At 71.2% G+C, this 21,030-nt stretch carries 24 protein-coding genes; 6 read left to right on the top strand and 18 right to left on the bottom strand.

Annotated elements, in window-relative coordinates; all coding sequences use genetic code 11:
- Window positions 1-8: 8 nt before the first annotated feature.
- Together KME79_RS22360 and KME79_RS22355 are read right to left on the bottom strand one after the other, a co-directional pair.
- Window positions 9-422 (bottom strand): Fur family transcriptional regulator, encoded by a 414-nt coding sequence (locus KME79_RS22360; RefSeq protein WP_148036670.1) that lies wholly within the window; start codon window positions 420-422, stop codon window positions 9-11.
- Between the two features lie 286 nt (window positions 423-708).
- Window positions 709-1,197, bottom strand: coding sequence for a heme-binding beta-barrel domain-containing protein (locus KME79_RS22355; RefSeq protein ID WP_148036669.1), 489 nt, complete (start codon window positions 1,195-1,197; stop codon window positions 709-711).
- 53 nt (window positions 1,198-1,250) lie between these two features.
- Here KME79_RS22355 and KME79_RS22350 point away from each other — a divergent pair, with 53 nt between their 5' ends.
- Complete coding sequence (locus tag KME79_RS22350; protein ID WP_219546152.1) at window positions 1,251-1,613, top strand: DsrE family protein; 363 nt, start codon at window positions 1,251-1,253, stop codon at window positions 1,611-1,613.
- A gap of 1 nt (window position 1,614) precedes the next feature.
- Here the strand turns inward: KME79_RS22350 and KME79_RS22345 are convergent, their stop codons facing one another.
- The 4 genes from KME79_RS22345 to KME79_RS22330 all read right to left on the bottom strand — a co-directional run bounded on the left by KME79_RS22345 (window position 1,615) and on the right by KME79_RS22330 (window position 8,585).
- Window positions 1,615-2,328, bottom strand: a complete 714-nt coding sequence (locus KME79_RS22345) for a type 1 glutamine amidotransferase (RefSeq protein ID WP_148036667.1) — start codon at window positions 2,326-2,328, stop codon at window positions 1,615-1,617.
- Entirely contained in the window at window positions 2,318-3,547 is a 1,230-nt protein-coding gene (locus KME79_RS22340; RefSeq protein WP_219546151.1) for a MurT ligase domain-containing protein, read from the bottom strand. The genes KME79_RS22345 and KME79_RS22340 overlap by 11 nt, the downstream gene beginning before the upstream one ends.
- 49 nt (window positions 3,548-3,596) lie before the next feature.
- Window positions 3,597-6,551 (bottom strand): ATP-binding protein, encoded by a 2,955-nt coding sequence (locus KME79_RS22335; RefSeq protein WP_308249008.1) that lies wholly within the window; start codon window positions 6,549-6,551, stop codon window positions 3,597-3,599.
- A 93-nt stretch (window positions 6,552-6,644) separates the two neighbouring features.
- The gene (locus KME79_RS22330) at window positions 6,645-8,585 is read right to left on the bottom strand and encodes a hypothetical protein (protein WP_148036664.1); all 1,941 of its coding nucleotides are present in this window, start codon (window positions 8,583-8,585) and stop codon (window positions 6,645-6,647) included.
- A gap of 160 nt (window positions 8,586-8,745) precedes the next feature.
- Between KME79_RS22330 and KME79_RS22325 the strand changes: the two genes are divergently transcribed.
- The 3 genes from KME79_RS22325 (at window position 8,746) to KME79_RS22315 (ending at window position 11,550) form a co-directional block, all read left to right on the top strand.
- The gene (locus tag KME79_RS22325) at window positions 8,746-9,405 is read left to right on the top strand and encodes a hypothetical protein (RefSeq protein WP_148036663.1); all 660 of its coding nucleotides are present in this window, start codon (window positions 8,746-8,748) and stop codon (window positions 9,403-9,405) included.
- Window positions 9,402-10,037 carry a hypothetical protein gene (locus KME79_RS22320; protein WP_219546149.1) on the top strand — a complete coding sequence of 212 codons (636 nt, stop codon included), beginning with the start codon at window positions 9,402-9,404 and terminating at the stop codon, window positions 10,035-10,037. Before KME79_RS22325 ends, KME79_RS22320 begins: the two co-directional genes overlap by 4 nt.
- A gap of 955 nt (window positions 10,038-10,992) precedes the next feature.
- Window positions 10,993-11,550 (top strand): hypothetical protein, encoded by a 558-nt coding sequence (locus KME79_RS22315; protein ID WP_219546148.1) that lies wholly within the window; start codon window positions 10,993-10,995, stop codon window positions 11,548-11,550.
- Here KME79_RS22315 and KME79_RS22310 read toward each other — a convergent pair.
- On the bottom strand, window positions 11,537-12,838 hold the full coding sequence (locus KME79_RS22310; RefSeq protein WP_219546147.1) for a hypothetical protein: 1,302 nt from the start codon (window positions 12,836-12,838) through the stop codon (window positions 11,537-11,539). The two genes, KME79_RS22315 and KME79_RS22310, sit on opposite strands and share 14 nt — an antisense overlap.
- Before the next feature lie 106 nt (window positions 12,839-12,944).
- On the opposite strand from KME79_RS22310, the gene KME79_RS22305 reads away from it, so the two are divergent.
- On the top strand, window positions 12,945-13,493 hold the full coding sequence (locus KME79_RS22305) for a helix-turn-helix domain-containing protein (RefSeq protein WP_219546146.1): 549 nt from the start codon (window positions 12,945-12,947) through the stop codon (window positions 13,491-13,493).
- A gap of 278 nt (window positions 13,494-13,771) precedes the next feature.
- Here KME79_RS22305 and KME79_RS22300 read toward each other — a convergent pair whose 3' ends face one another.
- The 11 genes from KME79_RS22300 to KME79_RS22255 form a co-directional block, all read right to left on the bottom strand.
- The gene (locus tag KME79_RS22300) at window positions 13,772-14,134 is read right to left on the bottom strand and encodes a YybH family protein (RefSeq protein WP_219546145.1); all 363 of its coding nucleotides are present in this window, start codon (window positions 14,132-14,134) and stop codon (window positions 13,772-13,774) included.
- Between the two features lie 124 nt (window positions 14,135-14,258).
- Window positions 14,259-15,482: an IS30 family transposase gene (locus tag KME79_RS22295; RefSeq protein WP_219546144.1), complete on the bottom strand. Its 1,224-nt coding sequence runs from the start codon at window positions 15,480-15,482 to the stop codon at window positions 14,259-14,261.
- A 77-nt stretch (window positions 15,483-15,559) separates the two neighbouring features.
- Window positions 15,560-15,859, bottom strand: coding sequence for a DUF1416 domain-containing protein (locus KME79_RS22290; RefSeq protein ID WP_148036656.1), 300 nt, complete (start codon window positions 15,857-15,859; stop codon window positions 15,560-15,562).
- Window positions 15,856-16,695, bottom strand: coding sequence for a sulfurtransferase (locus KME79_RS22285; RefSeq protein WP_219546143.1), 840 nt, complete (start codon window positions 16,693-16,695; stop codon window positions 15,856-15,858). Before KME79_RS22285 ends, KME79_RS22290 begins: the two co-directional genes overlap by 4 nt.
- On the bottom strand, window positions 16,692-17,105 hold the full coding sequence (locus tag KME79_RS22280) for a DUF4395 domain-containing protein (protein WP_219546142.1): 414 nt from the start codon (window positions 17,103-17,105) through the stop codon (window positions 16,692-16,694). The genes KME79_RS22285 and KME79_RS22280 overlap by 4 nt, the downstream gene beginning before the upstream one ends.
- A gap of 62 nt (window positions 17,106-17,167) precedes the next feature.
- Entirely contained in the window at window positions 17,168-17,251 is an 84-nt protein-coding gene (locus tag KME79_RS47465) for a putative leader peptide (protein ID WP_350668905.1), read from the bottom strand.
- Window positions 17,252-17,283: 32 nt separating this feature from the next.
- On the bottom strand, window positions 17,284-17,724 hold the full coding sequence (locus KME79_RS22275; RefSeq protein WP_219546141.1) for a TlpA family protein disulfide reductase: 441 nt from the start codon (window positions 17,722-17,724) through the stop codon (window positions 17,284-17,286).
- 28 nt (window positions 17,725-17,752) lie between these two features.
- On the bottom strand, window positions 17,753-18,583 hold the full coding sequence (locus KME79_RS22270) for a zf-HC2 domain-containing protein (protein ID WP_219546140.1): 831 nt from the start codon (window positions 18,581-18,583) through the stop codon (window positions 17,753-17,755).
- On the bottom strand, window positions 18,580-19,092 hold the full coding sequence (locus KME79_RS22265) for a sigma-70 family RNA polymerase sigma factor (RefSeq protein WP_148036651.1): 513 nt from the start codon (window positions 19,090-19,092) through the stop codon (window positions 18,580-18,582). Before KME79_RS22265 ends, KME79_RS22270 begins: the two co-directional genes overlap by 4 nt.
- A gap of 37 nt (window positions 19,093-19,129) precedes the next feature.
- Window positions 19,130-19,795 carry an LmeA family phospholipid-binding protein gene (locus KME79_RS22260; RefSeq protein WP_219546139.1) on the bottom strand — a complete coding sequence of 222 codons (666 nt, stop codon included), beginning with the start codon at window positions 19,793-19,795 and terminating at the stop codon, window positions 19,130-19,132.
- A 65-nt stretch (window positions 19,796-19,860) separates the two neighbouring features.
- Complete coding sequence (locus KME79_RS22255) at window positions 19,861-20,112, bottom strand: MoaD/ThiS family protein (protein WP_148036649.1); 252 nt, start codon at window positions 20,110-20,112, stop codon at window positions 19,861-19,863.
- Window positions 20,113-20,287: 175 nt separating this feature from the next.
- On the opposite strand from KME79_RS22255, the gene KME79_RS22250 reads away from it, so the two are divergent.
- Window positions 20,288-20,980: a response regulator transcription factor gene (locus KME79_RS22250; protein ID WP_148036648.1), complete on the top strand. Its 693-nt coding sequence runs from the start codon at window positions 20,288-20,290 to the stop codon at window positions 20,978-20,980.
- The last annotated feature ends 50 nt before the right edge of the window (window positions 20,981-21,030 follow it).

Here is a 21,030-nt window from a genome sequence, read left to right as displayed (position 1 = left end):
CTCCCAGGCTATCGGCACTCGCGGCAGCGCCCGAAGACGGTCAGGTGGTGGACGTCGGCCGCGAACCCCAGCTCGTCGTCGAGCCCGCGCACCAGCCCTTCGGCCAGCTCGGGCCGGACCTCGATGACCTGGCCGCAGCCCCGGCACACCAGGTGGACGTGGTCGGCCTCGGCCGCCAGGTGGTAGGTCGGGGCGCCGTGACCCAGGTGGGTGTGGGTCACCATGCCGAGCTCTTCGAGCAGCTCCAGAGTGCGGTAGACGGTGGAGATGTTGACCCCGCGGGCGGTCTCGCGTACCTTGCCGCAGATCTCCTCGGGCGTGGCGTGCTCCAGCTCCTTGACCGCCTCCAGGACGAGCTGGCGCTGCGGAGTGACCCGGTAACCCTTGGCGCGAAGCTCCTCATGCCACTGCGTCTCCGTCATGCCCCGAGTCTACGGCCGGACGTTAATCGCTTGCCCTGTCAGCCGGAGACCGCATAGCTTCGTGAATACGCGGAAAGGAGGTGGTCCACATAATGGTTAGCCATAAGAGGACCAGCGAGGTGGTTGTCCGCTGACGACGCGGGCTGTTGTCTCGCAGTCGTTCGCGAGTACGAGGCAACCACCGGGGCCCCTGGCAGCCGGAGGGCGTGACACCTGTCATCGCCTTTGGTCCATCCGGCCCGCTCTCCCCGAGAGCGGAACGTCGCCCGGGGCCCTTCTTCGTTTCTCAGCCGACCTTCTTCAGCTCCGCCGACATGTGCGACGTGAGCGGATGCCCCACCGCGGCCATGTCGTAGGCCCACATCAGGTTGCCGTTGACCAGCCCGTAGAGGCGGCGGCCCGCGGTGTACTCCTTGGCCGTGACCGTGCGCGCCACCACATCCGTCCGCAGGTCGATCTTGTGGAAGACGACCTCGCCGACGTAGATCTCCACGATGCCGGTCGGGTGCGACAGCACCACCTCCAGCTGCCGTTCCGGCAGCGCCCGCCAGTAGCCCGACTCCGTGGCCAGCGGCCTGACCCGGTTGCCGTCCTGGTCGAGCAGCCAGGTGCGGCTCACGTACGTCAGGAAGGGCTTGCCGTTGTGGCCGAACTCGATCTCCTGACCGAAGTTGAAGCTCTCGATCGTCGGGTAGCCCCCGACGCCGGCGCCTTCCCACCGTCCGAGCAGGAAAGCGATCGGTTCCAGGTCAGGATGCACCTGTGGTTCCTCCATATGCAGAACCCTAGTGGCGCGGGGCGGGCGGGTGACGTTCTAGGGTGGCGGGCATGGCACGATCACTGGTGATCAAGGTGACGGCGGGCGCCGACGACCCCGAGCGCTGCAACCAGGCGTTCACGGTCGCGGCCGCGGCGCTCGCGAGCGGGGTTCCCGTCTCCGTCTGGCTGACCGGCGAGTCCGCGTGGTTCGCGCTCCCCGGCCGGGCCGAGAAGTTCGAGCTGCCCCACGCGGTCCCGCTCGCCGAGTTGCTCGGCGCGGTGCTGGCCGGCGGGCGGGTGACGCTCTGCACGCAGTGTGCGGCGCGGCGCGAGATCACGGTCGAGGACGTGATCGAGGGCGTGCGCATCGCCGGAGCGCCCACGTTCGTCGAGGAGGTGACGGACGAGGGCGTCCAGGCGCTCGTCTACTGACCTACTGGGCCAGCACGGCGCTGAGCCGTTCCTGGCGGAGCTGCTCGTAGCGGGTGTCGTCGAGCGGGGCCAGCTCGCCCACCCGCCACGACAGCAGCAGGTCGGCCAGCGCCGGGTTGCGGGCCAGGGCGGGGCCGTGCAGGTAGGTGCCGACCACGTGGCCGGCGTAGCAGCCCTCGAAGCCGTCGCCGTTGCCGACGCCCTTCACGGTCCTCGACAGCGGCTTGACGCCGGGGCCGAGACGGGTGACGCCCATGTGGTTCTCGAACCCGGTCAGCGTCGGCAGCCCGAGCGCGGCGTCGACCTCGGCCACCAGCTCGCCCACGGCCCTCGCGGGACCCCGGGCGCTGGCGAGGTCGAGCAGGCCGATGCCGTCGACCGGCTGGCCCTCCTCGCCGCCGAACGTGCTGCCCATGATCTGGTAGCCGGCGCAGACGGCGAGCAGGGAGGCGCCGCGGGTGACCGCGCGCTGCAGGCCGCCGTCGCGGCGCAGCCGCTCGGCCGCGAGGATCTGCGGCCGGTCCTCGCCGCCGCCGATGAGGTAGACGTCGCCGGTCTCCGGCACCGGGTCGGAGGAGCGGACGTGGACCGTCTCCGTCTCGATCCCGCGGCGCTGGGCGCGATGCTCCAGGACGAGCACGTTGCCCTGGTCGCCGTAGGTGCTCAGCAGGTCGGGGTAGATCCAGACGATGCGCAGGGCGCTGTCAGACGGCACGGCCGAACTCCGATCGGATCTGCTGGAAGGCGGTGTAGTTGGCGATCACGTCGACCCGGCCGGGCGGCTGCATGGCCAGCGCCTCCGAGAACGACGCGCAGAGCGCGAACGGCACGTCGGCCACTTCGAGCCGGAGCGCCAGGTCGAGGCGGCGCTCACCGGTCACGAACACGGGCCGCCCGCGCAGGATGCGGTAGTCGACGTCCCACAGCCAGGAGGTGTCGCGGCCGTCGGGGCCCTGCGCGTTGACCGACAGGATGATCGGCAGGTTGGGGTCGGAGACGTCGAACGCCTCCAGCCAGCCCGCGGGGTTCTTGGACAGCAGCAGCCGCGCCTGGCGGCCGTCGCGCTCGACCGTCGTGTAGCGGCCGGCGACCGAGGTCACCTCGCGCAGCCGGGGCATCGCCCGCTCCACCGACAGCCCGAACGCGTCGGCGACGGCCAGCGCCATCGCCGCGTTGGACCGGTTGGCCAGGCCGGGAAGCTGGATGTCGATCAGCCAGCGCTGGCCGCGCGGGTCGATCACCGCGTCGTCGTCGAGCACCCACTGCGGCTCGGGCCGGTGGAAGGTGCACTCGCGGCAGGCCCAGTCGGCGTCCTTGCGCTCCAGCGGGCCGCCGCACTCGGGGCAGCTCCAGGAGTCTTCCTTCCAGCGCTGCCCGCCGGCCACCCAGGTGACCTTGGTGGCCGTGGAGGCGCCCCAGGTGACCAGCGGGTCGTCGCAGTTGGCGATGACGTGGGTGGGCTTGCCCGACAGGGCGTTGCGCCACTTCTGCGCCAGGAGCCAGATCTCGGCGGCGCGGTCCATCTGGTCGCGGCTGAGGTTCATCAGGCAGACGACGCCCGCGCCGGTGGTGTCGAGCACCTCGGGCAGGTATTTCTCGTCGACCTCCAGCACGCCGTAGGGCGCGTTCTTGTGCGTGGAGAGGGCGGAGACGTGGCCCGCGGGCATGTTGGCGCCGAACGCGTTGGTGGCCACCTCCCCCAGCTCCAGCAGTGCGGACGTGATCAGCCGCGTCGTGGTCGTCTTGCCGTTGGTCGCGCTGACCAGGGCCAGCTTGCGGTCGCGGGCAAGCTTGCGGAGCAGGTCGGGCTCGAGCATCAGGCCGACCCGCCCGCCGATCACCGAGCCGTCGCCGCGCCCGGTCATCCTGGACAGCGTGGCGGCACTGCGGCCCAGGGCGCTCGCGAGCTGAGCCCGCAGTGAAAGCTGGGTCATGCTGACAAATCCTAGTCCGGATCGGACATGCCCAACCGCTTACTCGCGATCACCGGACCTGTTCCGCCAGGTGAGGCTCCGCGAACGAGATCTCGGGCGCGCTGTCGTGCCCGAACGGCAGCACGAACCTGTGCGGCCACGCCAGCACCCCTTCCAGCCACCCGGCCCCCATGATCTGGCCGACGTGCCGGAGCCTGGCCTGCGGCTCGACGCCGATGGCCACCGCGTCGACGTCGCGCCTGACGCCCTCGTGCTCGTCGTCGCCCAGGATGACCCGCCAGGCCAGCTCCCTGTTGTGGTCCATCTCCATCGACAGCGGGTGGTGGCGCAGCGCCTTGGCCCGGTGGCCGAGCAACTCCCCGTGGGGCTCCGGGTGCGGGCCGTCGCCGTTCTGCCGGAAGATCGCGTACTCCATCGGCGGGGCGGGGGTGCGCAGGTCCGGCGCGGGCCGCCCGTACGGGAAGAGCCTGTCGACCTCGTGCAGCCAGCGCACCTGCGGGAGCACCCACGAGGCGCCGGGGCGCTCGCCGCCCCCCTGGCCGCCCAGCAGGCGGGTGGCGGCGGCGGCCGCCTTCTCGGTGAGCAGCGCCGGGTCGAACCAGCTCCGCAGCGCCCAGGCGCGGCGCCGCACCGAGCGCTCGACCAGCGTGGCGAGCAGGCACTCGGCGCGCCGGGCCGGCAGCTCGGCCCAGGCGGCCGCGAGCGCCCGCGGCACGCCGGGCAGCGGCCGGTTGCTGACGAAGGCGAGCACGACCGTGTCGCACCAGATGCGCAGCCACGCCCACTCGGGCGCGTCGGCGAGCACGTCGGCCTCGCGCAGCTCCACCAGCGTGCAGGCCTGGCCGGTGCGGCACGGCGCGCCGCAGGCGGCCGAGCGGCGGCCCCTGATCGGCGGCGGCGGGCCGGCCAGCGCCTTCTCGCGCGACTCGCCGAGCGGCACGCGCACCCGCAGCGGCCGGTCCATCCCGTCGGCGAACACGGCCGCGTCGCCGGGCGGCAGCGAGACGACCTGGCGGGACTGCTCCTCGCTGAGGTTCATGGCCGCGCCGACGAGCTGCCGGTCGTCCTCGGCGGGCAGCCGGTGCACGACCTTGAGCGCGGTGTTCTTGACCACGTCGGAGACCAGCTTGGTGGGGATCTGCTCGGCCACCACGATGCCCTCGCCGTACGCCCTGATCTCGGCGAGCATGCCGGCCAGCAGCTCCACCGCGTGCGTGGCGGCCCGGCCGGTGCCGCGGTCGCGCAGCAGCCGGTGCGCCTCCTCGATGACGATGACGTGCCGCAGGCCGGCGCTCTTCTCCTGGCGGGCGCGCATCCGCAGATGTTCGACGACCCGGATGATCAGCGTGCCCATGAGGAACGCCTTGTCCTCGTCGTTGGCCACGTCCTCGATCGCCAGCACCACGTTGCGGCGCAGCAGCCCGCCGATGTCGGCAGGGTGGCCGCCCTCGAAGAACCGGCCGGCCGAGCCGACGCGCAGCGAGCGCAGCCGCAGCGAGATGAACCCCTCCACGTCGGCCTGCACCTCGCGGCCGTAGCCGATCTCCTGGATGACGTCCATCGCGTGCCGCTGGAGCTGCTCCAGCGTGGGCACGCTGGGCGGCACCTTCGACCCGGGCACGGCGCCGCCGGTGACGACGTCCCAGCCCGTGGCCTCGTACACGCGCTGCAACGCCAGCGACATGATCTGCGGGAACGGCTCCTCGGCGTCGAACGCCGCCATGAACAGCGCCCTGATCATGTCGATGTGCGCCTGCACCGGGTAGCCGGGCTCCGGCTCCAGCGGGTTCACGCTGAACGGCACGCCGTCGGGCGCCGACGGGTTGATCACGGTGACCTGCGCCGGTTCGACCCGCCCGGCGATGGCCGCGTACTCGGACTTGGCCGCCTCGATGGCCAGCCACGGGATGCCCGCGTTGCTGAGCTGCTCCAGCAGGTGCCTGACGGTCTGCGACTTGCCCGAGCCGGTGGCGCCGGTGACGAACGCGTGCCGGTTGAGCGTGGCCAGCGGCACCCGGAACGAGCCGACCGGCCGGTCCTGGCCGTCGAGGATCTCGCCCAGCTCCAGCTCGCCCTCCCCGGCCTCGGACGTCACGTCGAAGAACCCGGAGTCGAGCACCCGCACGCCCGGCACCTCGCGCCTGGGCAGCCCGGCCAGCGCCGCCAGCGCCCCCGCCGTGGCGGCGAACGGGGCCGCCGCGCCGTCGGCGGGGTCCTGCATGGTCAGCGCCAGCGCCTCCGGCAGCGCGTGCACCGCGCCGTGCGCGCTGCGCAGCCGGTACGGGTGATGGCTCATCTCCACCGACCCGACCAGGACGGGCGCGATCTGCCGCAGTTCGTCGGGGTTGGCCGCGCCGGCCAGCACCCGGACGTTCCAGAGCCCGGCCTCGCGGAAGGCGTCGAGCTCCTGCATGCGCCGCTCGGCCCGCTCGGCGTCGAACCTGGACCGCTCGGAGGCGTCGCCGTACTGCCTGAGCACGTTGAGCTGGGTGCGCAGGTGAGCCACCTCGGCGTCGAGCAGGTCGGTCGGCTCGGCCACGACCAGCCACGCGAAGGGCCGCGACATCAGCGTGACCAGCGTCGCCTCGAACAGCGTCGGCCTCTTCAGCTCGTCGGCGTCCGGCTCCCTGCGGCCCCCGAGCGGCGGCGCCTGACGGCCGGGGCACGGGGTCCAGACCAGGTCCGCCAGGTCGGCCAGGTAGCCGTCGTCGAGCTCGACGCCGCGCGCGCCGCCGGGGAAGAGCAGCGGCTGCGGCCCGGCCGGGCGGTCGGTCGACTCCGGCGAGCGGCGCGGCTGCCGGGGCGGCGACAGCGGGCCCGCGTTCGTGATCAGCTCCAGCGGCGCGCCCGACCCGCGCGAGAGCCAGCCGATGACGAACGGCCTGTCGCGCGCCGCCGCCGACAGCGCGGCGGGCAGCACGGTGACGAAATCCCACTCGGCCGACGAGCTGCGCGAGGGAGCGGCGATCGACTGGATCCGGTACCAGGGTCCGCTCAGCGACACACTCGGCTGCATTTCATCCCCCCACAGACGGTTGTCAGTAAACTCCCGCCGAACGCCAGCGCATCACGTGGACTTTGACCATTTCCTTGCCTGTCATTGCCTGTCCTTGCGCCAGTCGAGGCGTGCCGGTGGCGGGCCGAGGTTCGGCGGCGGCTCGCGGTGGCCGTTCTCGGAGGGCTCCTGGATCGTGGTCTCGCGCACCTCCTCCAGCTCGGCGAGCGTCGTCTTGGGGAAGGTCAGGATAGCCGGGTTGGCGTCGGCCAGGCGGACCCGCCGGCCGTGCGCGGTCGCGTCGGTGACGATCACCGACGTGGTGGGGAGCTGCTGGAGCTGGTGCGGCTCGACGAGGAACTCGCGCGAGCGCTGCAGCACCCGCTCCTTCTCCGAGATCTTGTCGGCGGTGCGGCCCCACTCGGTCGACTCGGTGATGTCCTCGGCCAGGTCCGCGGCGCTCTCGTCGGGCCGCCCGCCGGCGTCGTCGAGCTGCTCGATGGTGGAGGTGTAGCCGCCGTCCAGGCCCGGCAGCGACTCGCTGATCGTCTCGGTGAGCTGGGCCAGCTCCAGCCGGTGCTCGGTGCCGACGTGCTCGCTCGCCACCCTGGCGTCCTCGGCGTTGCCCAGCCGCATGAACGCGACCGCCGCGTGGCCGCGGCCGAGCCGCTCGCGCACGGTCGGCGTGAGCGAGCGGTAGGTCAGCACCAGTCCGGTACGGGACGTCTCGCAGGCGTCCATGAGCCGGTCGAGCACGTCGCCGCGGAGCTTGTCGGCGCCCGCCACGATGATCGTGTGGTACCACGGCCGGTCGGAGGCGGGCGACTGGCGCAGGATGTGGGTGAGCGCGGTCGCCACGTACGTGCCGAGCACGCGGTTGCCGAACACCCCGGCCTGCCGGTCCATGCTGACCACGCGCAGCCGGGCGGGCGGCAGCCGGACCGCCTGCGTGCCGAGCGTCTCCAGCTTGCGCAGCTGCGACTCCAGCGCCCAGGCCCGCTCGATCACCACCCGGTCGCTCACCCCGCGCCCGAACAGCGTGCCGATGCGCTCCAGCTGGGTGGCGGTGATGAGGCCGAACCGCAGGTCCTCGCGCGGGTCGCCGACCTGCGCCAGCGCCCGCAGGGCGGCCGTCACCTGGCTGATCGTGGCGTTCTCGCCGAGCACCTCGAGCACCCGCTCCAGGATCGCGTTGTCGAAGCTGAGGTCGCGGGTGGTGCGGTGCTCCTCGCTCACGCTGACCACGTGCGCGAGCACGTCGGCGAACGCCTCGGGCTTGAGCGTCGCCCCCAGGTCGAGCCGAGGCAGGTCCACCGGCAGCACCCACACGAGCGGGTCGTCGCCGCCCTTGCGGGCCAGCTCGATCAGGTCCTTGGCGATCGCGCCCTCCGACAGGTCGAGCACCGTCAGGTGGCCGCCGCTGTAGAGGCGGGTCGCGCCGAGCAGCGTGATCAGCGCCGACCAGCCCGGCAGCGTGCCGCCGGCCACGTCGACCCGGTCGATCTCGTCGGGCACCGCGACCGCGTACCAGGTGAGCTGGCGGTCGAAGCGCTCCTTCTCCTCCTGCCACTCGCGGTAGAGCTGGGCGTGCTCCTCCTGCGCCCTGAACAGCTCCCTGTCACGTTCCTGGCGCTGGCGGTCGTTCCTCGCCTGCTGCTCCGACACGCGGTAGCGGACCGCCCGGTCGCCCTGGACGAGCGCGTAGGCGCAGATGGCCGCCACCCCGCCGGCCGCGAGCACGCCGATCAGCGCGAACTGCCAGGCGAGGTAGCCGACCAGGGCCAGCACGACGATCAGCGCGGCCAGCACGAGCATGAACGCGCGCACCAGCCGCACCGGCCGGTTCAGCATGTCTTCCTGGAGCCGCTCGCGGCGCAGCAGCGCGGCCCGCTCCTCGTCGTCCCGCTCGGTGACGGGCGGCTCCTCCGCCGGAGACGGCCGTTTCGGCGGCGGGCCCGGGTCGGGATGCGGCAGGATGTACTGCCAGCCCAGGTAGATGCGGTCGGCCTGGAGCTGCGCGTGATCGGGATGCACGTCCGCCACGTGACCCCCTCCGGCTGCGCTATGTCGTTCTGTTTTCCCTCCGCTCCGTGACAGCGTATGAGCTACAACCCCTGCTGCGGCAGGGTTCTCGGCAATTCCGCCAGCTTGATGGGCGCAATGGGGTGAGTGGGACAAGGTTGACCTATTACCATCACTAGCCATGACGGAAGCGCCCGCCGGCAGCAGCGAACACAGACGCCCGGTCGTGGTGCCCGTCATCGCCCTGCTGACCGTGACCGTCGTCGGCATCGTCGCGCTGCTCGGCGGACTGGAGGAGGTCGAGGTGCCGCCCAAGACGCTCAGCCAGGGCGCGGTCCTCGACCAGGGGCTCTACTCCACCAGGTTCGTCGAGGCGCGGGTGACGGTGGAGAAGGGCGAGCTGACCTTCGAAGAAGACAAGCGGTTCGTGGAGATGGTCTTCGACGTCACCAACCTGGGCGACGAGACCATGAGCGTCGGCATGCCGCCCGCCAAGCCCGATCAGGCCGGGTTCGGCTCCTCCTTCGCCAACTCCCTGGTCAGGATCACGCCGGCGATCAAGGAGGGCAAGGGGCCGTTCACCTTCGCGCTGGCCGAGGAAGACCAGACGAACCAGCTCCATCCGGGCACGACGACCAAGGTCGTCGTGCGCTACCGGCTCGACGCGGGCGAGCGGCCGCCCGAGCAGATGACGCTCGACGTGGCGACTTTCGCGTACGAGCCCGGCTTCCAGGACGAGACCGTCCGGTGGCAGATGGTCACCGAGCAGGCGGGCGAGAAGTGGGTGCCGACCGTCCAGGCCAAGGTGACGCTCCCCGTCAAGACCGGAGGCTCGGCGTGACCGCCACCGCCCGGCGCCCCGAGGCTCCCGAGGCCCCCGGCCGGCGCTCCGGGCGGCGGGGCGGCTCGCGGCTGCTCAACGCCGCCGTCGGGCTCGTGCTCCTGGGCGCGGCGATCGGCCTGCAGTCGCTGGACCTCAGCCACAACGAGTACTCCGCCCCGCTGACCTACCTCGGCGGCAAGGGTGAGAACGTCGACGCCACCCGGTTCGTCGTCCGGCTCAACTCGGTCACCGCGGCCAAGAGCATCCGGCACCTCTCCGACACGCTCAAGACGGACCGCCTGTTCCTCGTCGTCGACGTCTCCGCCAAGTCCAAGCTCAAGCCGTACAAGCTCGGGCCGGCCGTGCTGCTGACCGCCGACGGCAAGAAGTTCTCCGCCACCGACCGGATCGACAGTTCGGCCACGGCCAGCGCCAAGTGGGTGCAGCCCGACATCTGGGCCGGGGGGTCGTACTTCTTCGAGGTGCCCGCCTCCGTGCTCGCCGGCGCCCGGCTGGTCGTCGGGCTGCCGCCGACGGCGCTGGTCGAGCCGTACCAGCCGGAGGCCGAGATCGACCTCGCGCTGGACGAGGCGGCGGCGCGCAAGCTCGTCGGCTCCGCCCAGGACGTCTACTCCACCGCCGAGAAGTGATCTGCCGATGAGCAACGAACGCGACTGGTTCGCTCCCAGGAAGGACCACCGGCGCCCGCAGGAACCCGACACCCCGCCCTCCCCCGGCCCGTACGACCAGGTCCCGCCGGAACAGGACGACCCGCCGTACGATCCGGAACGGCCCTCCCGCCCCCGGCACGCGGCACCTCCTGGTCAACCCCCGCATCACGGAGATCCGGGACAGCCCGGCGCGGGCAGGCCCACGTACCCGGACCAGCAGGCCGCCGAGCAGCACCCCGCCACCGGCCATCCGGCCCGCCCTGACCGGCAGCCCTCCGCCGGGCAACGCTCCCCCACGGGCCGACCTGCGCGACCGCGACGCCAGGCGCGGCAACCCCAGCCTGGACAGGCGCCCCCACAGCGGCCCGGGCCCGGCTGGAGCGCGCCCCAAGGCCCGCACGGGCAAGGCGCCCCGGGAGGGCCGCCCGCGACACCCGGCACGCTCCCTGGCCGGAGCCGCCCCATGCCCCCCGACCAGCAGGTCTGGCCCCCCGTCCCGCGCCGCAACCCCATGGGCGCCACCCAGCCCATCCCGGCGGTACGAGCCGACAAACCCCTGCCCCGGCCCTTCCCGCCCCCCGGGAAACCCGCCCCCGGACCGGCCGCACCCGAAGCGAGCCCGCCGGACCGCCGACCCGCCGTACCCGAAGCGAGCCCACCGGAGCGCCGGCCCGCCGCGGAAACCGGCGGGTTCCACCCCGCGCCCGGCCCCGACGCGGCCCTGGGGATGGGCGGGCTCGGCGCGGCAGCCGCCGCCGGATCGACGGAAACCGGTGGCCCCGCCTCGGCAATCGGCGATCCCCGCGCGACCGGCGCGCGTGGTCACGGCGCCGATGCGCCGGGAAAGACCGGTCCGGCCGCCTCGGGGACCGGTGAGAGCGGTTCCGTGGCGACTGCCTCCGGAAAGGGGGGCGCGCGGTCGCGGAGGAAGCGGATGGTGTTCGTCACCGTGGGCGCTGTCGTGGCGTCCCTGCTCGCCACCGCCGCCACCGCGTTCGACGGCTACCGGTTCTACGAGTCCGTCACCACCAGGGGGCTGTACCCGAAGCAGGTGACGGTCCCGGCCGGTGGCTCGTACGAGGTCTACAAGACGGAGTTCAAGGCCGCCGTCGCCCCCACCGACCCGCCGAAGGACAACAAGCACGGCCCGGAGGTCACCTGGCTCGCGATCGACATCAGGAAGAAGGTCCTCGACGAGGACAGCGCGACCATGGTGGCCGAGCCCACGGATCTCGAGCTGACCGACCGGGCGGGCCGCACCTGGGTGGTGGAGCTGATCCCGGGCGACCGGCCGACCGACCGGCTGGTGGTGGGCCAGGAGTATCGGATCCAGGGCGTCGCCGTGGTGCCCACCGAGGTGAAGGACGAGGTGGAGCTCTCCTTCAGGCCGAGCTCGTACCGCTCGGACACTCCCATCGACGACCTGTTCAAGAAGGACTCGGAGGCGGTCAGGATCGACAACCTGGTCGAGCTGACGTTCAGGAGGCGTTGAGCGGCTCGCCGCGGAGCCGGGCGCGGGTGGCGGCGATGTCGAAGGTGGCCGCCAGGAGCGCCATGGTCAGCGTGGTCACCAGCAGGTCTCGGACGAAGCCGACCGGCGCGCCCAGGTACATCCAGGCCCAGTCGGCCTCGGAGCCGATGAGGGTGCGGACCGCGCGGTCGCCGTAGCGGGACCCCACGGTCAAGGCCACGTAGCACAGGCACATCATGCCGAACAGCGGGGCGCCACCCCTGACGATCATCCGCAGGGAGTTGGCCAGCGGCAGCCAGCGGTCGGTGAAACCGCTGGTGACGTGCTGGAACGACTTCTGGGTGATCTCGTGGCTGCTTTCCAGCCGGTCCACGCCCTTCTCCAGGCGGGTGCCCCTGACCAGGGTGCGCGCCTCGTCGGAGAAGGCGCCGAAGACGAGCATGGCCACGGTGAGCCAGGCCAGCGGGACCGCCACCGCGTCCAGGAACAGCGGCCAGAAGGCGCCGAACGCCTCGGTGAAGGCCTCCCAGGCCGGGACCGTCTCCTTGGCGTCGGCCAGCGCCTGCCTGGTGCCGGCGACGGCCGCGCGGCTGTCCGTCCACTCGGCGCGGGCGTCGGCGAAGGCGACCGTCGCGTTCAGCCCGTAGAAGACGAAGCCGAACTCGGAGAAGGCGGCGGCGAACCCGTAGAACCGGCCCTTGCCCTTCTCCACCAGCTTGGCGAAGAGCGTCTTCAGCAGGAACGTGACCGCCATCGCGCCGAGCGACACCCGCCAGTCGAGGTCGGCCAGGCTCATGCCGACGTGGGTCTCCTCGCCGAACCACTGGGCCTCGGTCATGTCGTAGAAGTGGTGCAGCAGGTCCATCTGCTGGAAGTCGCGCGCGTCCTCGGTGTGGAAGCCCCAGGCGAGGTAGAGGACCGCGAACGCGGGGGCCATCCGGTCGAGCGTACGGAAGAACCGCTCGTCCTCGACCCCGTCGGCGGCCCGCGCCCGTACCTCCCAGAGCGCGCCGCGCATGCTGTGGAGCATGCCGGTGGTGACGGTCATCGCGGCCAGCACGACCAGCGTGAGGATCGTCATCACGGCGACCAGGCGGAGCTGGCGGAAGTCCCCGTAGGCGACCTCCGTGCCCGCGTACAGCAGCACGTAGCGGACCAGTTCGCCGGCGGAGAACCAGAGGATGAGGGGCAGCGCGCACTTCCCCGCGAGCCGCAGGGTGTGCATGGGCAGTGAGAACGGCGACGGCATCCGCCGGCCCGGTGCTGGGCCGGGCCGTGGCGGCGCCATCACACCAGACGTTCCGGACATCGGTGGAATCGTAGCGGGATGCCACAACCGGCCGCAGCCGCATCCGGGCAACCGGTCCACCGTGAAGCCCGGCGCGGTCGCGGGCCCGGAGATGCATCATGGCTCCATGGACTCGCGGCCCGCGCCGGACATCGATCCGCGCGTGATCGGGCAGCGGGTGCGGCAGCTGCGCCAGGCGCGCGGGGTCTCGCTGTCGGAGCTCGCCAGGCGGGCGAGCATCGGCAAGGCCACGCTCTCCGGCGTCGAGACCGGCACCCGCAACCCCACTCTGGAGACGCTCTGGGCCATCACCGCCCAGCTCGGCGTGCCCATCGGGGCGATACTCGACTCCCCGCCCGAGCCCCGGAACGTCCGCGGCACCGCCGTGGAGGCGGCGCTGATGGAGCTCTTCGAGGACGATCACGTCACCTACGAGCTCTACCGGCTGCGCGTCCCTCCGGGGATCACCCAGAACTCACCTGCCCACCTGGAGGGGGCGACGGAACATGTCACGGTCTTCAGCGGCACCCTGGCGGCCGGGCCCCTGGACGCCCCGCTGACCGCGGGGCCGGGCGAGCACATCTCGTGGCGCTCGGACGTCCCGCACGTCTACCGCGCGACGGGCACCGACGTCGTCCACGCCACCCTGCTCATGCGGTATCCGGCCAAACTCTGAGAGCCGCCGCACGCGAAGGGCCCGCGTCCGGGGGCGTATTCGAGGGGTCGTCGCAACACAGTGATCACTTACTGGCAGCGGTCAGCATAGCGAGACGGCTGGGTTCCGTGTTCCCGCGTTGGGGGAAGACGGAACCCAGCCGGAGGCCAGAGGATCGGCCAACGTGGGTGACATGAAGCCGACCGAGATCACCCTCGGCATAGTGCTGGACAAGGAGATGAACGAAGCGGCGGCTGCTGAGGTCGTCACCCACGCCACCATCAACGAGTGGTTCTGACCTAACCCAGAAGGCTGGGCTGGTCGATCACCCACAACCACGTGCCGTCATCCTGGCGGCGAGCCACCTCGACGGTGATACCGCCGTCGGGCAAGCGCACCGAGGTGAGCGCCAGATCTCCATTGCGCAGCGTGGGCTGCTGTTGCCCAGGGGAGAAGGTGGGTCCGTCGGCGACCAGGTGCTCGTATGCCTGGCGGATCTCTTCGGCCCCCTGGGCGACTTGGCCGTTCGGCAACGCCAGCACGGCGTCCGGTTCGTACAGCGCTACCAGCCCTTCGACATCGCCCGCGTTGAGCCGGTCGACGATGTACCGGCTGAGATCCTCGGGTTGGACGGCGCGCTTGCGGACATCATCAGTGGTCATTGCCTGTAGTTCCCATCAGATCGCAGCAGAATGCCTCGGACGGCAAGCGATCATGCCAGGGAGGTACGACAAACCATCCCCTACCGGAGACAGCCACTGATCAACGTCTGAAACAGGTCCTCGGTCAGGCGCCGGTCGCCAGAAGCTTTGCGAGGCGTTCAGCCGGGGTGTCCCAGTCGAGCGTCTTGCGAGGTCGGGAGTCTAATTCGGCGGCGACGGCGTCGAGCTGGTCGCGGGTGTGGACGGACAGGTCTGTGCCTTTGGGGAAGTACTGGCGGAGCAGGCCGTTGGTGTTTTCGTTGGAGCCTCGCTGCCATGGGCTGGCCGGGTCGCAGAAGTAGACCGGGATGTCGGTGGCGAGGGTGAAGGCGGCGTGGGAGCCCATTTCTGATCCCTGGTCCCAGGTGAGGGATCGCAGCAGGTGGCGTGGCAGGGTCGTGACGGTCTGGGTGAGAGCCTCGCGCATCAGTTCGGCGCTGCGGCCGTGCGGGAGGTGGATGAGCATCACGTAGCGGGTGGAGCGCTCGACCAGGGTGCCGATGGCCGAGGCGCCGTTCTGGCCGATGATGCAGTCACCTTCCCAGTGGCCGGGCACGGCCCGGTCGTCGGCCTCGGCAGGACGCTCGCTGATCATGACCATGGGCGTGCTGTAGCGGGGCTGGCGCTGCTGGGCCAGACGACGGGGCTTGCGCATGGCGCGGCCGGTGCGCAGCGCCCGGGTCAACTCGCGGCCCAGCTCGCCGCGGCCTTGGACGTAGAGCGCCTGGTAGACGGTCTCGTGGCACACATGCATCTCCGTCCGCTCAGGGAAGTTCTTGCGCAGACTCTGGCAAATCTGCTCAGGACTCCAGCGCTTGTGCAGGTGGTCCTGAATGTATGCCCGTAACTCGGGATTCTGCCCGATCTTGCCGGGCTTGGGGCGAGGCCGGCGCGCATTGGCGCGAGCCTGAGCCGCGTGTGGCCGGTACTGACCGTTGCCGGGGTGCCGGTTGCGGCGGATCTCCCGGCTGATGGTGGAGGGCGCGCGGCCGAGCTCACGCGCGATCTCCCGGATAGACGCCTTCTCCCGCACTCGATCAGCGATGTGGATCCGCTCGGTCTCGTTCAGGTAGCGGCCACGCACGTCTGGGGGCGCCGCCGATGTGATCGGTAGCGCCCCCACGTGCTTGCCGGTCGGATTGCGTCCGTTACGCCATCGCCGTCCCGTTCGAGAATTGATGCCGACGATCCGGCATGCCTCCTCGTTACTCAAGCCCCGCTGCACGAGCCGCAAGCATGCCGCCCGCTCACGGGAAAGAGCCCTGCGCCCCCGAGTACGTTCCCGGTCCTCCCGAATCTCGAAGTCCATCGCACTCCCCAAGCTGGGGTGTTGCGACGACCACTAGAAGAGAAGGGGAAGGACGCGGGCCCTTCGGCGATCGACGATCAGACGGCGACGGCCAGCTCGGACACCTCACCGAGCTTGGCGCTCACCTGGACGTCGCGGGTGACGCCGCCGCCCGCGATGATGCGTACGGTCCAGTCGCCGGGGCCGGCGAAGAAGCGGAACACTCCCTCGTCGGACACCACGACCTCACCGGTGAACTCGCCGGTGTGGTCGAGCAGCCGCGCGTAGGCGGTGCCGACGCCGGTGACCCTGCCCTGGATCACCGCCTGGTTGGACAGATCGATCCCGGCCGGCAGCGCGATGGTCTGCTCCGGCGCTCCGCAACCCTGCGCGCTCATCGGGCCTCCCCCAGCTCGATCGGCACGCCCACGAGCGAGCCGTACTCGGTCCACGAACCGTCGTAGTTCTTCACGTTCTCCTGGTCGAGCAGCTCGTGCAGGACGAACCAGGTGTGGGCGGAACGCTCGCCGATGCGGCAGTAGGCGATGGTGTCCTTGCCGAAGTCGACGCCCGCCTCGGTGTAGAGGGTGCGCAGCTCGTCGTCGGACTTGAAGGTGCCGTCGTCGTTGGCCGCCTTGGACCACGGGATGCTGCGGGCGGTCGGCACGTGGCCGCCGCGCTGCGCCGACTCCTGCGGCAGGTGGGCGGGGGCGATCAGCTTGCCGGTGAACTCGTCGGGCGAGCGGACGTCGACCAGGTTGAGCTTGCCGATCGCGGCGACCACGTCGTCGCGGAAGGCGCGGATGGACGTGTTCTCCTGGGCGACGACGTACTGGGTCTTGGCACGCTCCGGCACGTCGGTGACCAGCTCGCGGGACTCCAGCTCCCACTTCTTGCGGCCACCGTCGAGAAGCTTGACGTTCTCGTGGCCGTACAGCTTGAAGTACCAGTAGGCGTAGGCCGCGAACCAGTTGTTGTTGCCGCCGTAGAGGATCACGGTGTCGTCGTTGGCGATGCCGCGGTCGGAGAGCAGCGCCTCGAAACCGGTCCTGTCGACGAAGTCGCGGCGGACCGGGTCCTGCAGGTCCTGCCTCCAGTCGATCTTCACTGCGCCACGGATGTGGCCCTTGTCGTAGGCGCTGGTGTCTTCGTCGACCTCGACGTAGACGACACCAGGGGTGTCGAGGTTGGCCTCGACCCAGTCGGCATCCACCAGGACGGCGGAGCGGCTCATTGTGGTACCTCCATGTTGGCGGCGGGCAATATACGGCGGATCAGCAGATACATTTCGCAGCCAAGGCAGAATCCGAAGGCTGCGTTGAGGAATGCGGCGAGGAGGGCCGCGGCCGTGGCCACGAGGGCCAGCGACATGATCCCGGTGGCGAATCCGGCCAGCCCCGCGACCGCGAAGACCAGCCCCACCCCCTGCGCGAAACGCGGCGGGCGGGAGTCTTCGGTCTCCTTAGGGGCGCTCCTGACGAACGCCCCGAAAAGCATCCCGTACGGTGATCTGCCCGCGATGCCGAACGCGAACACCACGGCCTGGGCGGCGAGCAGCCAGGCGCTGCCCGTCACCAGGACGAGGAGGAGGATCAGAGTGGTCATGGCCGCGCCGAAGCGCAGCGCTCTGGGATCGGCACGCATCGTGGGATGCTCCTGCAAGGGGGTCGGGAAGAGGCGGATCGGAAGTCCGCGCGAGACCGTCCTCAGGCAGCGCGACAGAGCGCGGTCGCGACGCGGCAGAAATCAACCGCGCGCCGCTTCGTCAGCAGCTCTGTCGATGGGTTCATGCCGAGAAGACTACTCGGCGTCTCGACATCTGTCACATGTCGTCCGGCTTGTGAGACGGGTCGTGAGACACGACCGCGGCGAGCGCGTTGAGCACGTCGGCCTTCCTGGGCTGCCCTGACGCCTTGCGCACGATGGCTCCCCGGCCGTCGAGCACGAAGACGGTCGGGGTGCGCAGCACGTCGAGCCGCCGTACGAGGTCGAGCCTGGACTCGGCGTCGATCTCCACGTGCGCCACGCCGGGGACCAGCGCGCTCACGTCGGCGAGGATCCGGCGCGTCGCGCGGCACGGCTGGCAGAAGGCGGTGGAGAACTGCACGAGCGTGGCCCGCTCCCCCAGCTCCGCGCCCAGCTCGCCGGCTCCCAGCCGGTCGCCGGGATCACGGTCGCGCAGGCGTCCGTCGGCGCGCAGCCTGATCACCCCGATCGCCGCTCCGAGCGCCAGCGTGGCCAGCGCGATCCACACTCCGGTCATCTTCCGGTGCAACCACCGGCCCCGCGGATTACTTCCCTGTCACCGGGATCCGCACCAGCACCTCGCCGCCGGCATCGGTGATCTCGAACGCGGCGATGTCGGCCATCGCGGTGCGCGTCTCGTGCCGGAAGACCGCGTTGTCCTCGTACATCTCGCGGGTGACCTGCCACGGCTCGGTCCGCTCGCGGGAGCCGTCGGCGGCGACGACCACGAGCCTGCAGTCCGTGCCGGGCGGGATCCCTTCGACCTGCACCATCAGATCCGTGCGCCGGCCGTCGGGCGCGGCGGTCACGGTCGCCCGGTAGCCGGCGTCGGCGCCGGTGAACGCGCGTCCCAGCGGGGAGCGCAGCGGGGCGGGCGCGCGCGAGTCCGAAGGCGCCGGCGAGGACTCCTGCCGGGTGGTGAGCTTCTCGCTGTCCTGCGCCTCTGCGCTGTTGTCCTCGGCGAGCTCCGACTGGGCCGCGTCGCCCTCGCCGGCGCTGAACTGGCTGGCCTGCTCGGCGGCCGGCGCCGAGGCGGCCGGCGGAGCCTCACCGGGCATGGCGGACCACACGACGCCGCCCACGCCCACCACCGCCGCCGCGGCCGCGACGGCCATGAGCGCGCGGCCCCGCCTGCGCCGCCTGGCGCGGTCGGTGAGCAGCCGTTCGAGCACCCGCCGCGGCGGGCTGGCGACCAGCTCGACGTCGCGCTCGGACACCTTGCCCAGGAACCCGGCGACGCCCGCCAGCTCCTCCAGCTCGCCGCCGCACTCCTCGCAGGTGGCCAGGTGGAGGTCGATCTCCTCGGCCTCCCGCGGGTCGAGCGCGCCGAGCGCGTGCGCGCCGAGCGCCAGCCGGACCTCCTCACACGTCGTCATGGCGCCAGCCCCCGCTCTTCCAGCGCGAGCTTGAGCGCCCGCAGCGCGTAGTAGGTGCGCGACTTGACCGTGCCCGCCGGGATGCCCAGCTTCGCCGACGCCTCCTTCACCGATCGCCCCCGGTAGTAGACCTCCATGAGCACCTCGCGGTGCTCGGGCCGCAGCGCGGCTAACGCCTCGGCCACGGCCCACGACTCGACCGCGCGCTCCAGCTCGTCGTCGGCCGGCAGCACCGCCAGCGCCTCGTCGCCCGTCTCGGGGGGCCGCGCCCGGCGGGCGCGGTGCTGGTCGACGACGAGGTTGCGGGCCACGGTGAACAGCCAGGCGCGGATCGGGCGGCCCTCGAGTGCGCCGGGATGCCGCCACGCCCGCAGCAGCGTCTCCTGCACCACGTCCTCCGCCCGTCCCGAGTCGCCCGTCAGTCGCAGCACGTATCCGTACAGTGGCCCGGCGTGCTCGTCGAACAGGGTCCTCACGAGTTCCTCGTCGGCGGTGCCAGCTGAGCTCACCCCCTCATCACGTACGAGAGGGCGGGACGGTTCACGCTCATCCACGGAGCGGCACGTCAGACGCTTCGGCGGAGATCCGCAGACCTCCGGACACGCTCTTGACCTCGGTCACCTTCACGTCGAAGGGCAGCTTCCCCTGGAACGGGATCGTGTAGGTCACGAACCGGGCGAGCTGGGCGGGCACCCCCTCGATCTTCTCCGCCTGCAGCCGGATGCCCTCCTCGGTCATCTCGACCTTCATCTCCGCGGTGAACTTCACCTTCTGCGCGCCCACCGCCAGCTCGCCCGAGGCGACGAACCGGTCGCCCTTGCCGCTGACCTTCACGCCCTGCGGAGCGAACCTGTCGATGGTCGCGTCCGTCAGCGTGCCGGTGACGGCGACCCGCCCGGCCCGGATGTCGGCGCGGTTCTGGAGGAGGTCGGCGAGCGGCGCGGTCACGTCGTACGCGGCTCCCTTGAGACCCTCGATCGGCACCCCGCCGTAACGCAGGGTGCCGAGGTCGAAGCGGACCTCCTGGTAGTGGCCGGAGATCGCCTGGGTCAGGAAGGGGATGCCGGTGATCTCCACCTCCGGGGTGCCCCGCACGTCGGAGGCGGCGGCGATCCTGTTGGCGAGGTCGCGCTGCACGCCCGCGACCGCCACCCGGTCGAGCACGGCGAGGAGGATGATCAGCAGGATCAGGAAAACGAGCAGCTTGCGCATCGCACTCCCTGTCTCGGGCGGGGGTCAAGAAGCTTATCGGCTCCATTCCCCGCGAGACGGGCGGATCACCCGCCGGCGAACGGCGGCAGCACCTCCACGGTCACGCCGTCGGAGAGTTCGACCTCGCCATGAGGTCTTTTACCGACGGGCGAACCGTCGATCAGAAATGACGATCTCCTGACCACACGGGCGAGTTCGGCGCGATCTGCTGTGATTTTCGTCATGAGTTCGCCCAGTGTGACCGCCTCGAACTCCTCTTCGGCCACACCTGCCGCCGCCTTCGCCGCCGCCCAATAACGCACTTTTCCCGAGGCCATGGCTGTCTCACCGATCCTTCTCCACCATTGTGCGTTCCTGTTTACCTGGTTGTTTCATGCGATGCGTCGTTCACCTGCCGGACGCTCAATGGACGCGACTTGCTCCTGGGATATCCTCGCCTACAGGACTCGGGCGACGTAGCCCCCGGGTCCTTACTTGTTCGAGGAGGCCGCCATGAGCAACCTGCTTCTGCTCACCAACGCGCTCGAGCCGTCCGCGGAGGTGCTCCCGGCTCTGGGGCTGCTCCTCCACTCGGTCCGCGTGGCCCCCGCGGAGGCGTCCGCCCTCCTCGACGCGCCTCCGTCGGACGCCGTGATCGTCGACGCGCGCAAAGAGCTCGTGCAGGCCAAGAGCCTGTGCCGGCTGATCCGCACCACCGGCGTCGACTGCCCCCTGATGGTGATCGTCACCGAGGGCGGGCTGGCCGCGATGACGGCGGAGTGGGGAGTCGACGACGTCCTGCTCGACAAGGCGGGCCCGGCGGAGGTGGAGGCGCGGCTGCGCATGGCCATCGGCCGCATCTCCCAGGCTTCCGGCGAGGACGTGCCCGACGAGATCCGCAGCGGCGACCTGTCCATCGACGAGGCCACCTACACCGCGCGGCTGCGGGGCAGGGTGCTCGACCTGACGTTCAAGGAGTTCGAGCTGCTGAAGTACCTCGCGCAGCACCCCGGCCGGGTGTTCACCCGCGCCCAGCTGCTGCAGGAGGTCTGGGGCTACGACTACTTCGGCGGCACCAGGACCGTCGACGTGCACGTGCGGCGGCTGCGGGCCAAGCTCGGCACCGAGTACGAGTCGCTCATCGGCACGGTCCGCAACGTCGGCTACCGCTTCGTCCCCGACCGGGCCGACACCGCGACCGTCTGATCGCCCCCTCCGGTTGACAGGGCCCTTTCCCCGGGTTGGACTGTCCTGAC

The organism is Nonomuraea harbinensis (assembly GCF_019396385.1).
Classification (GTDB): Bacteria; Actinomycetota; Actinomycetes; order Streptosporangiales; family Streptosporangiaceae; genus Nonomuraea; species Nonomuraea ferruginea.
Note: the sequence above shows the minus strand (reverse complement) of the source record. Positions and strands in the feature narration are given on the sequence as shown.

Coding starts and splice junctions, on each gene's coding strand:
- KME79_RS22310 (WP_219546147.1), bottom strand. CDS start 12,838: ATGTCCGGAACGTCTGGTGTGATGGCGCCGCCACGGCCCGGCCCAGCA.
- KME79_RS22290 (WP_148036656.1), bottom strand. CDS start 15,859: ATGAGCGCGCAGGGTTGCGGAGCGCCGGAGCAGACCATCGCGCTGCCG.
- KME79_RS47465 (WP_350668905.1), bottom strand. CDS start 17,251: ATGAACCCATCGACAGAGCTGCTGACGAAGCGGCGCGCGGTTGATTTC.
- KME79_RS22360 (WP_148036670.1), bottom strand. CDS start 422: ATGACGGAGACGCAGTGGCATGAGGAGCTTCGCGCCAAGGGTTACCGG.
- KME79_RS22280 (WP_219546142.1), bottom strand. CDS start 17,105: ATGCGTGCCGATCCCAGAGCGCTGCGCTTCGGCGCGGCCATGACCACT.
- KME79_RS22295 (WP_219546144.1), bottom strand. CDS start 15,482: ATGGACTTCGAGATTCGGGAGGACCGGGAACGTACTCGGGGGCGCAGG.
- KME79_RS22275 (WP_219546141.1), bottom strand. CDS start 17,724: ATGACCGGAGTGTGGATCGCGCTGGCCACGCTGGCGCTCGGAGCGGCG.
- KME79_RS22255 (WP_148036649.1), bottom strand. CDS start 20,112: ATGGCCTCGGGAAAAGTGCGTTATTGGGCGGCGGCGAAGGCGGCGGCA.
- KME79_RS22260 (WP_219546139.1), bottom strand. CDS start 19,795: ATGCGCAAGCTGCTCGTTTTCCTGATCCTGCTGATCATCCTCCTCGCC.
- KME79_RS22355 (WP_148036669.1), bottom strand. CDS start 1,197: ATGGAGGAACCACAGGTGCATCCTGACCTGGAACCGATCGCTTTCCTG.
- KME79_RS22350 (WP_219546152.1), top strand. CDS start 1,251: ATGGCACGATCACTGGTGATCAAGGTGACGGCGGGCGCCGACGACCCC.
- KME79_RS22285 (WP_219546143.1), bottom strand. CDS start 16,695: ATGAGCCGCTCCGCCGTCCTGGTGGATGCCGACTGGGTCGAGGCCAAC.
- KME79_RS22325 (WP_148036663.1), top strand. CDS start 8,746: ATGACGGAAGCGCCCGCCGGCAGCAGCGAACACAGACGCCCGGTCGTG.
- KME79_RS22270 (WP_219546140.1), bottom strand. CDS start 18,583: ATGACGACGTGTGAGGAGGTCCGGCTGGCGCTCGGCGCGCACGCGCTC.
- KME79_RS22250 (WP_148036648.1), top strand. CDS start 20,288: ATGAGCAACCTGCTTCTGCTCACCAACGCGCTCGAGCCGTCCGCGGAG.
- KME79_RS22340 (WP_219546151.1), bottom strand. CDS start 3,547: ATGACCCAGCTTTCACTGCGGGCTCAGCTCGCGAGCGCCCTGGGCCGC.
- KME79_RS22315 (WP_219546148.1), top strand. CDS start 10,993: ATGGTGTTCGTCACCGTGGGCGCTGTCGTGGCGTCCCTGCTCGCCACC.
- KME79_RS22305 (WP_219546146.1), top strand. CDS start 12,945: ATGGACTCGCGGCCCGCGCCGGACATCGATCCGCGCGTGATCGGGCAG.
- KME79_RS22300 (WP_219546145.1), bottom strand. CDS start 14,134: ATGACCACTGATGATGTCCGCAAGCGCGCCGTCCAACCCGAGGATCTC.